Here is a 15783-nt window from a genome sequence, read left to right as displayed (position 1 = left end):
TCAATATTTAAAATAATATTAATAAATTTATAGGGCGGGGTATGTAAATTAAATAAAAATTCATTATAAGTTATTAAAAAATGTATCTAATATCTTTTTATGCTTCTTCCATTCAGGCATATAAATACTTACAACATTATAAAACTTCTTACTATGATTTGCCTCTATAAGATGAGCCAACTCATGGATAACTATGTATTCTATTGATTGTATTGGATATTTCATAAGTTCAAGATTTAAAGTAATATGTTTTTTCTTAACATCGCATGAACCCCATTTGCTTTTTAATTTTTTTACACTAAATGTATCAATTTCCAATCCCATAATAGAGCTGTATTTTTTTATTAATGAATCAAATAATTTCAATGCCTCTTTTTTGTACCAATTATCAAGAAGTATCTGCTTTATTTTTGCATCATCGTTCTCATCGTCTTTTATATCAGCATACATATACATAATTCTGCCTGCAATAATTATATTTTCTTTTTGGCATTTTAATACTTTTAATATATAGCTTTTACCAAGATAAAATATTTCATTGCCACTTTTTAATTTTTTTCTGTTTGTATCATAAATATTTTTCTTTTTAATTTCTTCTTTTTTATCTTCTATCCAATCTTTCCTTTTTTCTAAAAGTTCGTATATATATTTTTTAGTAACCCTTTTAGGTGCTGTTACATATATGTTTAAATCTGGTTTTACTCTTATGTATATGTTTTTTATTCTTTTATATTTTATTATTACTTCGCTCATATACTGACTTACCGTTAAAATATTAAAGCCCTATATAAGGGCTCTAACATTTGTATGTATATTAAAAATTGCAAAATTAGTGGAAAAATGTCAAAAGTATACCCATTGTAATAGCTCCGGATATAATACCAGATATATTTACAGCCATAGCATGAAGAAGAAGACAGTTAGAAGAACTATTTTCTTGTCCGTAAATATGTGCTCCCCAAGCAGGTACAGGGAAAGCACTCAAGCTGGCAGAACCTATTATAGGATTAACCTTTCCGCCTGAAATTATATTAATAAGCTTAGCAGTTATAACACCTATAGTTGTACTTAAAACTAATGAAAATAAACCGAAAGCAAATATTAAAACTGTATCAAGCGTCATAAAATATTCGGCTGAAGCAGAAGAACCTATTGCTATTCCTATAAGCATTGTAAGTATTCCAGTAATAGATTTCTGCAATGTAACAGAAAAGTTTTTTATTATATCAGATTCTCTTAAAATACTTCCAAATAAAAGTGCAGCTATTAAAGGAAATGAATTAGCTAAAAATATACCGCAAAGTCCCATAGCTATAACAGCAAATATTATTTTCTCTCCTCTTGATACATATCTTAAATACTCCATAGATATTTTTCTCTCTTTTGAAGTAGTTAAAACTTTAGTAAGACCAGATTGAAGAAGAGGAAGAAGCTCCATATAAATATATGCTGACATAACAATAGCAGCAAAGTATTTAGGCTCTGTAATCAAAGAAGCCATATACATAGCTAAAGTTCCGTCAGCAGCTCCTATAATAGAAGTAGCTGCAGATAATCCTTCACTTATATTTAAAGAACTCATAATAAAAAATATCAAAAATATTCCAATCTGTGAACTAGCACCTATAAAGAAATTTTTAGGATCGGCAAGCACAAGCCCTAAATCTATCATAGTACCAACAGCAAAAAATACTAAAACAGGATAAACTCCGCTGTCTGCCCCACTATGTATTAAACCTAAAAATCCAGTTACAACATCTTCAGTCATTTTAGGAAGAGGCATATTAGCAGCTAATATCGCAACTCCCATAGGAAGAAGAAGTAAAGGTTTTCTTTTATAATAAATGGACATATATATAAGATATGCCCCCAAAAGTATCATAATAATTTGGGCAAAAGACGGCGGATAAAAACCTGTAAGTAAATTGTTAAAATCCAAACCTAAAGCATTATTCATATATACCCCTTAGCTAATCTGTAATATAACCTGACCTTCAACAACAGAAGAACCCTTTTCTACATGTATAGATTTAATAACTCCAGAAGCGGGTGCTGTAACTTCATTCTCCATTTTCATAGCTTCTAATATTGCTACAACCTGACCCTCAGAAACTTTATCCCCTACTGCCACACTGAATGACACTATAGTACCAGGCATTGTAGCTTTTACTGATACAGCATTCTCATCTATAGGTGCAGAAGGAGTTTGAACTGCTGCAGGTGCTGATGTTTTAACAGCTGGTGCTGATGCTTGAACTACAGGTGCTGCAGTCTGAACTACTTGTGCTGGCTGCTGTACTTTTTCACTTTTTACCTCTTCTACTAATACATCGTAAATTTTTCCATTAACTGTTATTTTATATTGTTTATTCATAATTTCTCCCAAATATTTTATTTAAGTTTATTTACTCTATCTGCCATACCCCATATAGGAGTTTTATATTCTTGTATAGATTTAATTATAAATTTATTATTAGACATGCCTGTATAAGATGATATCGCAGCAGTAATTACAGCAACAAGCTCAGTATCATCAATCAAGTCCTCTTCTTTAGTTTTACTCTCTTCTACTACCTTGCTTATTTCTTCTTCTTTTTTGATATTTCTAGCCTTGAAAATAATAGCTAAAATCACAGATAATATATAGAAAACCAAAGCGGTAATCAAAACAGACATTATGCCGAATATGGCAATAGCTGCATTATGTTCCATTCTTACAACTCCTTCAAACTTATAGAGGTATATTGCCGTGTTTTCTAGGCATTCTTGTTTCTCTTTTGCTTGCTAAAAGATGTAATGCATTTATAAGATAGCTTCTAGTATATTCCGGCTCTATTACATCATCAACATAACCTCTTACAGCAGCTCTGTAAGGATTAGCAAATTCTTTTTTGTATTCTTCTATTTTTTCAGCTCTTACCTTTTTAGGGTCTTCAGCTTTATCTATATCTTTTTTGAATATTATATTAGCAGCACCATCAGGTCCCATAACAGCAATCTCAGCAGAAGGCCAAGCATAAACCATATCAGCACCTAAATGCTTTGAACACATAGCAATATAAGCTCCTCCATAAGATTTTCTTATAATAAGAGTAATTTTTGGTGCAGTAGCTTCTGAGTAAGCATATAAAAGTTTAGCCCCATGTCTTATAACTCCATTGTGCTCCTGTCCTACTCCAGGCAAATATCCTGCAGTATCAACTAATGTAACTAATGGAATATTAAAGCTGTCGCAGAAACGTATAAATCTTGCTGCTTTATCTGCTGCATTTATATCAAGTACTCCTGCCATAGAATTAGGCTGATTTGCTATTATGCCAACTGATTTACCATCAAGACGTGCAAAACATATAACTATATTAGTAGCAAATAAAGGCTGAAGCTCGAAAAACTCACCATTATCAACCACTCTTTTAATAATCTCTTTAACATCATAAGGCTTATTAGGACTATCTGGAAGTATATTTGATAACTCTTCATCATTTCTGTTAGGATCATCATTAGTTTTTTCTAAAGGAACATCCTCTAAATTATTTTGAGGTATATAAGAAAGCAGTTTCTTAACACCTTCCAAAGTAGATATTTCATCAGGGAACATCAAAGAAGCAACACCGGAAGTTTTGCTATGGACAAAAGCTCCTCCAAGCTCCTCAGCAGAAACCTGTTCTCCTGTTACAGCTTTTACAACTTGAGGACCAGTAATAAACATATTAGCAGTTTTATCAGTCATAAGTATGAAGTCCATCAAAGCAGGTGAATAAACAGCACCTCCTGCACAAGGTCCCATTATTACACATATTTGAGGTATAACTCCTGAAGCCTGAACATTTCTATAGAATATATCTCCGTATCCTCTTAATGAATCGATACCTTCCTGTATTCTAGCTCCGCCTGAATCATTAATACCTATACAAGGACATCCTAATTTTATAGCCATATCCTGAACTTTACAAATTTTAGCGGCATGCATTTGTCCTAAAGAACCGCCTATAACAGTAAAGTCCTGAGCATATATACATACTTGTCTTCCGTTTATTTTTCCGTATCCAGTAACAACACCCTCGCCTGCTATTTTATTCTTTTCCATTCCGAAATCGCTGCATCTATGCTCTATAAAAGCATCAATCTCACAGAAAGTATTTTCATCCAAAAGATGCAGTATACGCTCTCTAGCAGTTAATTTTCCTTTTGCATGGCGTTCTTCTATTTTATCTTTTCCGCCAGCTTCCTCTATTTTTTCTTTTCTTTTTCTAAGTTCATTGATTTTTTCTTGCATATTTCTTTAAGTCCTTATTAGATTTTTTATCTAACTATTAGATTATAAACAAAAATTTTAATGACTAGTTAAAGAACATATAATTATTTTTTATTTATTGCAATCGTATTTTATGACTTTTGTACCTTTTAACAAATTAGTCGAATGTTTAATTTATGAAAAAAATATAAAAAAAATAGAATTATATATTGTTTTTAACTATTGATTTTTTATATTTATATATAGATAATTACAATATACAAATAATTATTATAATTTTTATTTTAAGGAGAAAACAATGAAAAAGATAATAATAATATCTTTTATGTTAGCTATAATTATAAGTGGAAATTTAATGGCTAAAACAGGAGCTAGTTTAGGTTTGATGATTCCTCTTGGAGCAAGTTTCAGCAGTTTCAGCGGAAATGATGCTGCTGCTATAAAATCTGACAAAGCATTTGAATTCGGAATACATTTTCAACCAGCATATTACTTCGGATTTAAATATTTATCATTTGGACTAGGTTTGGATTTAGGATACAACAGAGATGTATTTGCCTTCAAATCATCATTGGATCAAAACTCTAGAGGTGGAATAACTTTTGATAGCTTAATGATAGGTGTATTGCCTAAGATAGATATTTCATTTGTATCTATAGGTGTAGGTGCTGGAATAAAAATACCTTTAGCAGCAAGTACATATTTCAAAGAAAGTGACGGCGGATATAATGCAGAAGGATATAATCTAAAAAAGCTAAAAAATAATTTTAAAAATCCTTATATACCTTATGTAAAAGCAACTTTCGACTTCTTACTCCCTCTAAATTTTGTTATTGGTATGTATGTTTCATATGATATACCATTGATAGAATACAAAGATCCTAACAACAATATAAAAATGTCAGCATTTGATATAGGCGGACAAATTGGATTAAGATTCTAATATTTTTTAATATAATATTTTTAAGGAATGCATTTTCTATGCATTCCTTTTTTATTTAATATAATAACTTTTAATTAATATTTCATATTATTTAAATTCATATACTACATAACTATAGTAATTTTTTAATATTATACTTAACTATTTTACCGAACATATAATACAAAACAATTTTAAGGATAAAAAATGAAAAAAATAATAGTAGTTGCAAGTTTATTAATTATTGCATTAAGCGGAAATTTAATGGCGAAAACAGGATTTGAAGTTAATGTTCTATTTCCTTTCGGAGTGAGTTTGGGTACATACACAGGTTCATCAGCTAAATACACAAAATCTGATGCTGGATTTGAATTTGGTATTCATGTTATACCTGGATATTATTTTGGCATAAGTAATGTGGATTTAGGTATAGGACTTGATATAGGATATCAAAAAGATGTATTCGCATTCGGATTAAAAGATCAAAAAGGAAGATATGGTGCTTCTTTTGATAGTTTCAATCTTGGACTTATTCCTAGAATAGATGTAGGATTTATTTCTGTAGGTATTGGAGGAGGATTTAAATTCCCTATAGCAGGACTTATGTATAGCAAAGAAAGCAGCACATCTATAGGTCAAGCTAGTATGTATGACACTAAAACTATATATCAAGAATTCAATAAGCCTTTCATACCTTATGTTAAAGTAATGCTTGATTTTATACTTCCACTTAATTTAACTGCTGGTATTTATGTTTCTTATGATATTCCTTTTATGGAAAGTAAAAGTTATGATTTCAAATTGTCTAGTGTAGATTTAGGTGCTCAGATTGGAATAAGATTCTAAATTATAATAAAATATTTTAGGAATGCATTTACAAAAAATGCATTCCTTTTTTTAAAAAATAATATTCTTTTTATTGACTTTTACGATATTATTGTATATAATAATACTATCAATAATCTTAAATAAGGAGTTTGGAATGTATATTTCGTCAAGACTCAATGCAACCCAAAGTGCTGCATGCACATCCAATAATTCAAACATTTATTTTCAGCTTTCTAAATTCTATAAATCTTTCAAACGTAACTTATCTAAATCTAAGAAGTAATTCTTTAAAATAAAACCAATTTCCAAATTAAAATAATATTAATTAATACATAACTTTTATATTAATAAGATATAACTGTTTTTAAAACAAGGCATATAATATAATGAATAATAATTTTATAATATCAGATGATGTACTCTTGTCCATGAAAGAGTTTTTAATAGATTTAAGAAGAGATTTGCATATGCATCCGGAGTTAGGCTTTGAAGAGTTTAGAACTATGGAAAAAATATCATCTATACTTAAATCATTTAATGTAAACCATAAAACACAAATAGCAAAAACCGGCATAGTAGCTGATATTGAAGGAGAAGATCAAAATTTTACCATAGCTTTTAGAGCTGATATGGATGCTTTACCTATGGAGGACAAAAAAAACTGTTCTTACGCTTCTCAAAATAAAGGAAAATGCCATTCATGCGGACATGATGTTCATACAACTATATTAACAGGTATAGCAAAATATTTTTCTGAAATAAAGCCACCATGCAATATAAGATTAATATATCAGCCTGCAGAAGAGACAACAGGTGGTGCTTTGCCTATGATAGAAGAAGGAGCCTTAAATAATGTTAATGTTATTTACGGACTTCATGTGAGACCAGAAATAAATGTAGGACAGATTAGTTTTACTTATGGAGCAATGTATGCTAGTTCTAATATGTTTGAAGTACATGTACATGGCAAATCTGCTCATGGAGCTAAATCATATTATGGTATAGACTCTATAATTGTTGCTTCTCATATAATAACTCAGCTTCATAGTTTTGTTTCTGCATTTACTGATGGAAGTATGAGACTTCATATAGGAACAATTAATGGAGGTACAGCAAATAACATAGTAGCTGATAATGTAAAAATGGAAGGTATTATTAGAATGCTTTGCGATGATGAAACAAGGGAATTCAGATTAAATATGATAAAAAATATCGTTACCAATACTGCAAAAAATTTTGGTGCTGAATGTGAGTTTATAGATATACCATCTTATCCTGCATTAATTAATAATGATAATGCTGTTAATATTATTATAGAATCTGGAAATATGTTTTTAGGAAAAGAAAACTGTATAAAAGAAAATGCCAACATGACTACAGAAGATTTTAGTTATTATCTTCAAAGAGTAAAAGGTTCTTTTTTCAGTTTAGGAGTTTCTAATGATAAGATAAAAGCACCTATTCATAATGCTTTATTTGATATTGATGAAGATGCTATAAACATAGGTGTGAAAATGCAGGTTTTGAATGTTTATAATACTTATAAAAATAAAGAGTTGTTTTTATAATTGTAATAATATATAATTAAAGGAGATTAATATGTCATTATTTGAGGGAGCTGGTGTAGCTTTAATAACACCATTTACTAACGATTATAGGGTTAATTACGAGAAATTAGAAGAACTTATAGAGTTTCAAATAGCAAATAAAGCTGATGCTATAGTTGCTGCTGGTACAACAGCAGAAAGTGCAACACTTAGTGCAGAAGAGAGAATGGAAATTATCAAATTCTGCATAGAGAGAACTAAAAAAAGAACATTAGTTATTGCAGGCACTGGAACCAATAACACAAGTTTAGCTGTAGAGTTTAGTAAAAAATCTTATGAATATGGTGCCGATATTGTAATGGCTGTAACCCCATATTATAATAAAGGAAATGAAAGCGGATTAATTGATTATTTTACTCAAATAGCAAATAGCGTAAAATGTCCTGTTATAATGTATAATGTTCCTTCAAGAACAGGAGTAAAATTATCTTTAAACGTTATAAAAACATTAGCTGCCATTTCTAATATTAAAGGTATAAAAGAAGCTAGCGGTGATATTAGTTATGTAGCTGATATTGCTAATATTGCACCTGATTTGGATATATATTCCGGAAATGATGATATGGTAACACCTATACTTGCTTTGGGAGGAAAAGGAGTTATATCTGTTACAAGTAATATCATACCAAAAGAAAATCATGATATGGTTATGAACTATCTTCATGGAAATACTGCTGAAGCAGTTAAAGCACAAATTAAATATATAGATTTAGTTAGAGCAATGTTTATAGAAGTTAATCCTGTACCTGTAAAAGAGGCTATGAATATTATGGGATTTGATGTAGGCCCTTGCCGTTCTCCTTTGGGACCTTTAAGCGACAAAAATAGAGAACATGTAAGAGAAATAATAAACAGATATGGTATAAAAAAATAATTTTTATAATATAAATAAAGATTTGGAGTTAGAAATGAAAGTAATAATACATGGAACTGGAGTTATGAGCTCTATGTTAAAAGAAGTCATTGAAAAAGAAGGCGAATTAGAAATTAGCGGTTTTGCTGATGATTTAACCAATGAGAAAGGCGATGTTATTATAGATTTTTCTCATTTTTCAAGAATTCCTTCTATGTTGGATTATGGAGTAAAAAATAATATACCTATGGTTATTTGTACTACAGGATACGATGAAAGTATATTATCTAAAATTCTTGAAGCATCAGCACATGTTCCTATAGTATTATCTTCTAATACATGTATAGGTATAAATTTGATGAATGAAATAGTAGCTAGAATAGCTCCTAAATTAACTGATTTTAATATTGAAATCATAGAAACGCATCATAATAGAAAAGTTGACTCTCCAAGCGGTACAGCTAAAACTCTTTTCAATGTAATTAATGATGCTTTAGATAATCAAATGCTTGCTGTTAATGGAAGAAGCGGACTTCATGCAAGAGATAAAAAAGAAATCGGTATACATTCTATAAGAGGCGGTTCGGTAGTTGGTGAACATAGTGTTATATTCTATGGAGATGATGAGATAATAGAAATAAAGCATACATCAACTTCAAGAAGAATTTTTGCAAAAGGTTCTATTAAAGCTGCACAATTTATCGTGGGCAAAAAACCAGGCCTTTACAGAATGAGAGAAGTATTAGCATAATTTATTTTGAGGAGAATAATTTAAATGGACATGTTAGAAAAGTCGGAAGATATAATTGCGTATATTAAAAATTCTAAAAAGAAGACACCTGTTAAAATATATATAAAAGGAAATATCGATAATATAAAAACTACAGCAAAGGTATTTTCTTCTGGTAATTTTCATTTTATAGTAGGAGATTATGAAGAAATTAAAACTATTTTGGATGAGTATAAGGACAGCATAGAAGATTATTATTTAGAAAATGACAGAAGAAATTCAGGCGTGCCTACTTTAAATTATTTTAATGTAAATGCCAGAATAGAGCCTGGTGCTATAATTAGAGATAAAGTAAAAATTGGTGATAATGCTGTTATAATGATGGGGGCTATAATCAATATAGGAGCTGAGGTAGGCGAAGGAACTATGATAGACATGGGAGCTGTTTTAGGAGGACGTGCTATTGTTGGAAAAAACTGCCATGTTGGTGCTGGTACAGTTATTGCCGGAGTAATTGAACCGCCTTCTGCTAAACCTGTAATCATAGAAGACAATGTTGTTATAGGAGCTAATGCTGTAATTATAGAAGGTGTACATGTTGGTAAAAATGCAGTTATTGGTGCCGGTGCTGTTGTTATAGAGGATGTATTAGATAATCAAGTTGTTGTTGGAAATCCTGCTAAAGTAATAAAAGAAAAAGATGATAAAACTTCCGACAAAACTAAATTAGTTGATGATTTGAGAAAATAATTAAAAGCCTCTATATAGTCTATATATAGAGGCTTTTCTAATTTGACAATATATAAAAAAAATAAATTAAATGGAGAATCTATCATGGAGCTTAATAAAAATATAGTTACTGTGCCTTATTCTATAATAAGGGAATTTACTGAAAAAGCTCAAAAAAAAGGAAATGCTATAATGCTTACTATAGGAGAGCCTGATTTGCAGCCTCCTAAAGAATTTATTGATTATGCCTATGAGTATGCTAAAACTCATGCATTAGGTTATACTCAAGCCGGAGGTTCTAATGAATTAAGAGAACTTGTAGCAAAACATTATAATAAATATTACGGTTCTGATGTTAATGCTAATAATATTTTAATGCATATAGGTTCTATGGAAGGAATTTCATCAATATTCAGAACTATATTAAATATTGATGATGAGGTTATACTTCCTACTCCATACTTTTCACCTTATGAATGGGCTATAAAATTAGCTTATGGTAAAATTGTTTATTTGGATACTAGCGAAGATAAATTCGTATTAAAACCAGAAACTATAGAAAAAGTTGTTACAAATAAGACAAAAGCAATACTTTTCAGCAATCCAGGAAACCCATCCGGATATATGCTTAAAAAAGAAGAAATGGATGAGCTTGTTAAATACTTTGAGAAAAAAGATATATTTATTATAGCTGATGAAATATATTCTGCTATATCATTTTATCCTTTTACATCATTTACATCTTATCCTTCTATAAAAGATAAAGTTATAGCTTTCAATGGTTTTTCTAAATCTCATTCTATGACAGGATGGAGAATAGGATACAGTATATCTCCGGAATATGTTAGAAAATGCTTTATCAATGCAAGTTTTAATAATGTAGGAAGTATGGTTGCTCTTTCATGTGCTATTGCTGAGTATGCTTTAAAAAATTATCCTTTTATTGAAAGTTTTAGAGATACTTATAAAGAACGTGCTATGATTATGGCTAAGGGATTATCAGATTTAGGTTTTGATGTTATAGAGCCTAGAGGAGCATTTTATTTATTTGTAGGATACAGTAAATTCTCTAAAGAAAATTCTATTGATTTTTGTATGAAACTTTTAGAGGAAACTTCAGTTGCAGTAGTACCTGGAATTGCTTTCGGAAGTGAGAATTATTTTAGAATAGCTTTAACTCAGGATATACCTTTATTAAAAGAAGCTGTAGAGAGAATAAAGAAATTCGTAAACAAATAATAATATATATTAATATGTTTAGTATATGAATAGATTTATATGCTAAACATATTAATCTTCAAAAAATATATTTATAACAGCATTAACATTTATTATACTTATAGGTCTAATATAATATTTTGTTTTTTCTAATAATATAAATCTGTCTTTATCAATATCAGAGTTTTTATAATTCATTATATATTTAATACCGTTTGAATGAATAGAATTATATTTAATACTTAAAGTTAATCTTTCTTCCCCGTCATTATTTACTATATCAAAATAAAGTATCTGCTGTATTTTATCAAAGTCCACATTCTCTATAGCTTGAAACTTAGCTACTATAACTTTAACTCTATTTGATCTATTAAAATAATCGTACTCGAAACCCATATTAAATATATCATCATAACTTTCAGCAAATAATTCTTCATTGTTTTTAGATATTCTTATTTCTTCTAATAATTTAGAATCTACTCTATCATTTAATATTACAGAACTATACTTGCTCGATGATATTCGCTCTTCACTGTTAATTTTATAACTTATAAATTTTAACTTATATTTTGAAACTTCTTCTATAGATAAATTATTTTCAAAATGCATTTTCTTTCTGTAATTGCTTCTTACATCATCATAAGAAATTTTTGAATCATCATAAAATGTAGGTATCATGTATGAAAAGAAAGAAACATTTTTAGAATTCAAATTATACAAATATGCACTTACACCCAAATATCCTGTAGAAGTAATCCAAGGATAAGCACCTAAACCTAAAAAATCACCGTTTCTTCTATCTACATATTTGCTTCTAATTTCTCCTGTTAATAATTTTACAGTTCTATTATCATTTTCTTTTTTTGCTTTTTCTATTAAATTTATTGTATTATACAGTCTTGATAAAGTAGCAAAGCAAAACAATTTATTAAAAGAAGCTCTTTTATTAAGCATAGAATCAATACCGTCTGCAATACTTCTAAACATCTTTGAAAGCTCAGGCATTATTTTCATTTGAAGTTTAATACTAAGCTGTTCTGCTGTATCAAAATCTTTTTCACTGCATGAATATAAACCTTTTTCAAATATGCTTTCCGTAAATTTTTTCGAGAATTTTAAAATATTTTCATCTATTTCTTTATCCTCTTCTTTGATTTCTTCTAAAGTACCATACATTTCCTTATATTTAAGTATTGCAATTATTTTATGAGAACATAAAGAAGAATCCCTGCATGAACATATAGAATTTTTTATGCTATCTTTTTTAGGGAAATAAATGCTTATATCATCTTCCGGTATATATATCTCAAGCATTACATCTTCTTTTATATTAACTTCTACATTATCATAAAATCTATCCAATGCATATTCAAAATTCTTTTTTGTACTTAATTTTTTTATATTATCAAAACTAATATTTTTTAATTCGTCAAATGAATTATTTTCTTCTTCTGCTGCATCATTTTCATTATTTGAATTATTATTAAAATCATTTTCTATTTCTTCTTTTTTTTCATTGTCATTTACAGTATTGGCATCATCTATATATTTTATATAAAGAAGAGCCATTATTATATGTTTGCAAACATCTTTTGAAGGGCATGTACATTTACTTAATTTTATATTTTCATCATTTAAAACAACTTCTATTTTTTCTCCTGACATATCAAATATCACTTTTATTTTATCGTCAATCTCTTCAATACTTATTTGATTGATATTATTATTATTTATTATAGCATCCATATCTTTTACAGATCTGTTATATATACCTTTGCTTGTTAAAGTAAGAAGAAAATTTTCGTTTATATATTGTTTTAAATTATTTATTTTTTCAGTCATTAAAATATTCCATTTACCGCTTGATAAAAAAATGATATACTAAAACATATATATTGTCAAAATTATAGTATTAAAAATTCTTGTATAATAAATAAAAAAACTATATACTATTACTCAATATTTAAATTATATCTTGGGAATTAAAAATAAATGAATAAAAAAAATATAGTTATAATCGGAGCTGGTAATGCTGGAGAAACACTTGCTTCTGAAATATTAACTTCTGATGAAAACAATGAATATAATGTACTTTGCTTTTTAGATGATGATGAAAATAAAAAAGAATTAAAATTAGAAAATCACTCCATAGAAGTAAAAGGTAAAATCAAAGATATAGAAAAAATAATAAAAGAATATAAAAATAATGATGTAGATATAGAAGAAATAATAATTGCTATACCTACTCTTAAGCAAAAAGAACTTCTTGAAATATTAGATATTATATATCCTACAGGAATAAAATATAAAATACTTCCTTGTTTTTTTGAAATAATAAAAGGAAATGCGTCAATAAAAGATATTAGAAATGTAGAGCCTTCCGATTTGCTTGGAAGAGAAGAGATTGGATTTGATGAAAAGGAAATTGCTGCATACTATAAAGACAAAGTTATACTTGTAACAGGCGGAGGCGGTTCTATAGGAAGCGAACTTGTAAGACAATTAATTACACTTCCTGTTAAAAAAGTTATGGCATTAGATAATTCAGAAAGTGCTATTCACTCGCTTATAATGTCTTTAAATGATTCTAAAAATGAAAAAAATAAACATAAATTTAAATATATAATTTCTAATGTAAGAGATTATGTAAAGGTTGACAAAATATTAAAAGAAGAAAATCCTGACATAATTTTCCATGCAGCAGCTCATAAACATTTACCTTTTATGGAAGCTTATCCGGAAGAAGCTATTAAAAATAATATTTTAGCTACGGAAAATGTTGCAACTTTGGCAATTAAAAATAATATTAAAAATTTTGTATTCATATCAACAGATAAAGCAGTTCGCCCTACTTCATTAATGGGAGCAAGTAAAAGAATATGCGAAAGAATGATAATGTCTTTATCGCATGAACAAAATATTACAGCATTTAAAATAACAAGATTTGGTAATGTACTAGGAAGCAGCGGAAGTGTTATACCTGTATTTGAAAAACAGATCAGAGAAGGGAAAGCATTGACTGTTACGCATCCTGAGATGGTAAGATTCTTTATGTCTATAAGAGAGGCGGCAAGACTTGTTATAAAAGCATGCACTTTAAATGATGGTATAATATTTACTTTAGATATGGGAAAGCCGGTTAAAATTTTAGACTTGGCAAAGAATATGCTAAAAATGTACGGACTTACAGAAAAAGATATTCCTATAATTTTTACCGGCATAAGAGAGGGAGAAAAACTTTATGAAGAGATTTTAATGGATGATGAAACATTAATACCTTCTCAGTATAAAAAATTATTCATAGCTAAGGACACTGTAAAATGCTTAACTCCTGAAGAGAGAAAAGTTATGATAGATGCTTTTGATATTGCTTCGCTTGATGCTGATAAAGAAACAATCAAAATGCTTATGAGAAAATATATAGAAGAGTATACAGGATAATTTATATATTAATTGAGCAGAAGGTATATAAACTATATGACCTTCTGCATATTTTTATAATTAAGATAATACTTTCTTTACAGCTTCTATAACAATGTCCTGTTCTTCTCTTAAAATATCATTATCTATAGGCAAAGCTATATTGTGTTTTGAAGCATATTCTGACACCGGCATGTCGCCTTCTTTATAGCCTAATTTTTTTACAAGTATAGGAGCTAAATGTATAGGATGAGGATAATAAAGTGCTGTAGGAATACCTAATTCATTTAATTTATTTCTTATCTCATCTCTATTATCTTTAACTTGTATAACATATTGAGCATGTACACTTTGAGTATAGGAAGCTACTTCAGGAACTTTTACAATATCTTTTAATTTTTCATTATAATATTCTGCTGCTTGTCTTCTATGATTCATATCATCATCAAAACCTTTGAATTTTTCTAACAAAATACCAGCCTGCATATTATCTAATCTTCCAGTAGTGCCCAATTTAACATGTATCATACCGCCTTCATCACCATGATGACGAAGCTGTTTTAAATTTTTATAAAGCTCCTCATTATTAGTAAATACCATTCCTCCATCACCAAAACATCCTAAAGGCTTAGCTGGAAAGAATGAAGTAACAGCAATATCACCTAATTTTCCAGAGCATGATTTTATATTTTTATAACTAGCCCCAAAAGACTGGCATGCATCTTCTATAACAAATATATTATGTTTCTTAGCTATATCAAGTATAACATCAAAATTAGCACATTGTCCGAATAAATTAACAGGTATAATAGCAGCAGTATTTTTATTTATAAGAGATTCCAGCTTTTTTACATCCATATTAAAATATTCATCTATATCGCATACTCTAACTTTCATACCTAAAAATGCCGGAGCTTCAGCAGTAGAGAAGAAAGTCATTGCAGGAACTATAACTTCTTTATCAGAATGATCCTCTCCCGCATTGAATCCTAATGCCAAAAGAGCAAGTACAAGACCAACATGTCCTGATGACACTCCTACAGCATATTTAGCCCCTGTATAATTAGATAATTCTTTTTCCAATTCATCCAATTCCTGACCAAATATAAATTGGCTTCTCTCTATAATAGAAAATATTTTTTTATCTATTGCATCTTTTCTCTTCTCATATCCTCTATAAAGGTTCATATATTTCATAAAATAGTCCTTAAAAAATAATTA

The 15783-nt window shown here is 28.9% G+C and carries 16 protein-coding genes; 9 read left to right on the top strand and 7 right to left on the bottom strand.

Annotated features, from left to right (window positions below; translation table 11 throughout):
* Positions 1-63 precede the first annotated feature (63 nt).
* The 5 genes from T324_RS0110505 to T324_RS0110485 all read right to left on the bottom strand — a co-directional run bounded on the left by T324_RS0110505 (position 64) and on the right by T324_RS0110485 (position 4276).
* A complete protein-coding gene (locus tag T324_RS0110505) occupies positions 64-753 on the bottom strand; it encodes a M48 family metallopeptidase (protein WP_028330217.1) in 690 nt (229 codons plus the stop codon).
* Between the two features lie 76 nt (positions 754-829).
* Positions 830-1957 (bottom strand): sodium ion-translocating decarboxylase subunit beta, encoded by a 1128-nt coding sequence (locus T324_RS0110500; RefSeq protein ID WP_028330216.1) that lies wholly within the window; start codon positions 1955-1957, stop codon positions 830-832.
* A 9-nt stretch (positions 1958-1966) separates the two neighbouring features.
* Positions 1967-2374 (bottom strand): biotin/lipoyl-containing protein, encoded by a 408-nt coding sequence (locus T324_RS0110495; RefSeq protein WP_028330215.1) that lies wholly within the window; start codon positions 2372-2374, stop codon positions 1967-1969.
* Between the two features lie 17 nt (positions 2375-2391).
* The gene (locus tag T324_RS0110490; protein ID WP_028330214.1) at positions 2392-2712 is read right to left on the bottom strand and encodes an OadG family protein; all 321 of its coding nucleotides are present in this window, start codon (positions 2710-2712) and stop codon (positions 2392-2394) included.
* A 19-nt stretch (positions 2713-2731) separates the two neighbouring features.
* Entirely contained in the window at positions 2732-4276 is a 1545-nt protein-coding gene (locus T324_RS0110485; protein WP_028330213.1) for an acyl-CoA carboxylase subunit beta, read from the bottom strand.
* A 277-nt stretch (positions 4277-4553) separates the two neighbouring features.
* Between T324_RS0110485 and T324_RS0110480 the strand changes: the two genes are divergently transcribed.
* The 8 genes from T324_RS0110480 (at position 4554) to T324_RS0110450 (ending at position 11163) form a co-directional block, all read left to right on the top strand.
* Complete coding sequence (locus T324_RS0110480; RefSeq protein ID WP_028330212.1) at positions 4554-5198, top strand: hypothetical protein; 645 nt, start codon at positions 4554-4556, stop codon at positions 5196-5198.
* A gap of 186 nt (positions 5199-5384) precedes the next feature.
* A complete protein-coding gene (locus T324_RS0110475; RefSeq protein ID WP_028330211.1) occupies positions 5385-6023 on the top strand; it encodes a hypothetical protein in 639 nt (212 codons plus the stop codon).
* A 136-nt stretch (positions 6024-6159) separates the two neighbouring features.
* Positions 6160-6288: a hypothetical protein gene (locus T324_RS18780; protein WP_281171810.1), complete on the top strand. Its 129-nt coding sequence runs from the start codon at positions 6160-6162 to the stop codon at positions 6286-6288.
* A gap of 103 nt (positions 6289-6391) precedes the next feature.
* Positions 6392-7573: a M20 metallopeptidase family protein gene (locus T324_RS0110470; protein ID WP_028330210.1), complete on the top strand. Its 1182-nt coding sequence runs from the start codon at positions 6392-6394 to the stop codon at positions 7571-7573.
* 31 nt (positions 7574-7604) lie between these two features.
* Positions 7605-8486, top strand: coding sequence for a 4-hydroxy-tetrahydrodipicolinate synthase (dapA, locus tag T324_RS0110465; RefSeq protein WP_028330209.1), 882 nt, complete (start codon positions 7605-7607; stop codon positions 8484-8486).
* A gap of 34 nt (positions 8487-8520) precedes the next feature.
* Positions 8521-9216, top strand: coding sequence for a 4-hydroxy-tetrahydrodipicolinate reductase (dapB, locus tag T324_RS0110460; protein WP_028330208.1), 696 nt, complete (start codon positions 8521-8523; stop codon positions 9214-9216).
* Between the two features lie 24 nt (positions 9217-9240).
* The gene (gene dapD / locus T324_RS0110455; protein ID WP_028330207.1) at positions 9241-9945 is read left to right on the top strand and encodes a 2,3,4,5-tetrahydropyridine-2,6-dicarboxylate N-acetyltransferase; all 705 of its coding nucleotides are present in this window, start codon (positions 9241-9243) and stop codon (positions 9943-9945) included.
* A gap of 84 nt (positions 9946-10029) precedes the next feature.
* A complete protein-coding gene (locus T324_RS0110450) occupies positions 10030-11163 on the top strand; it encodes a pyridoxal phosphate-dependent aminotransferase (protein ID WP_028330206.1) in 1134 nt (377 codons plus the stop codon).
* A gap of 51 nt (positions 11164-11214) precedes the next feature.
* Here the strand turns inward: T324_RS0110450 and T324_RS0110445 are convergent, their stop codons facing one another.
* Positions 11215-12984, bottom strand: coding sequence for an SWIM zinc finger family protein (locus T324_RS0110445; protein ID WP_028330205.1), 1770 nt, complete (start codon positions 12982-12984; stop codon positions 11215-11217).
* Positions 12985-13134: 150 nt separating this feature from the next.
* Here T324_RS0110445 and T324_RS0110440 point away from each other — a divergent pair, with 150 nt between their 5' ends.
* Positions 13135-14583 (top strand): nucleoside-diphosphate sugar epimerase/dehydratase, encoded by a 1449-nt coding sequence (locus T324_RS0110440; RefSeq protein WP_028330204.1) that lies wholly within the window; start codon positions 13135-13137, stop codon positions 14581-14583.
* Between the two features lie 60 nt (positions 14584-14643).
* Here the strand turns inward: T324_RS0110440 and T324_RS0110435 are convergent, their stop codons facing one another.
* Positions 14644-15759, bottom strand: coding sequence for a DegT/DnrJ/EryC1/StrS family aminotransferase (locus tag T324_RS0110435; protein ID WP_028330203.1), 1116 nt, complete (start codon positions 15757-15759; stop codon positions 14644-14646).
* Positions 15760-15783 lie beyond the last annotated feature (24 nt).

This window comes from Brachyspira alvinipulli ATCC 51933, assembly GCF_000518245.1.
Taxonomy (GTDB): domain Bacteria; phylum Spirochaetota; class Brachyspiria; order Brachyspirales; family Brachyspiraceae; genus Brachyspira; species Brachyspira alvinipulli.
The sequence above is the reverse complement of the archived record's forward strand: the minus strand, read 5'-3'. Positions and strand labels throughout refer to the sequence as shown.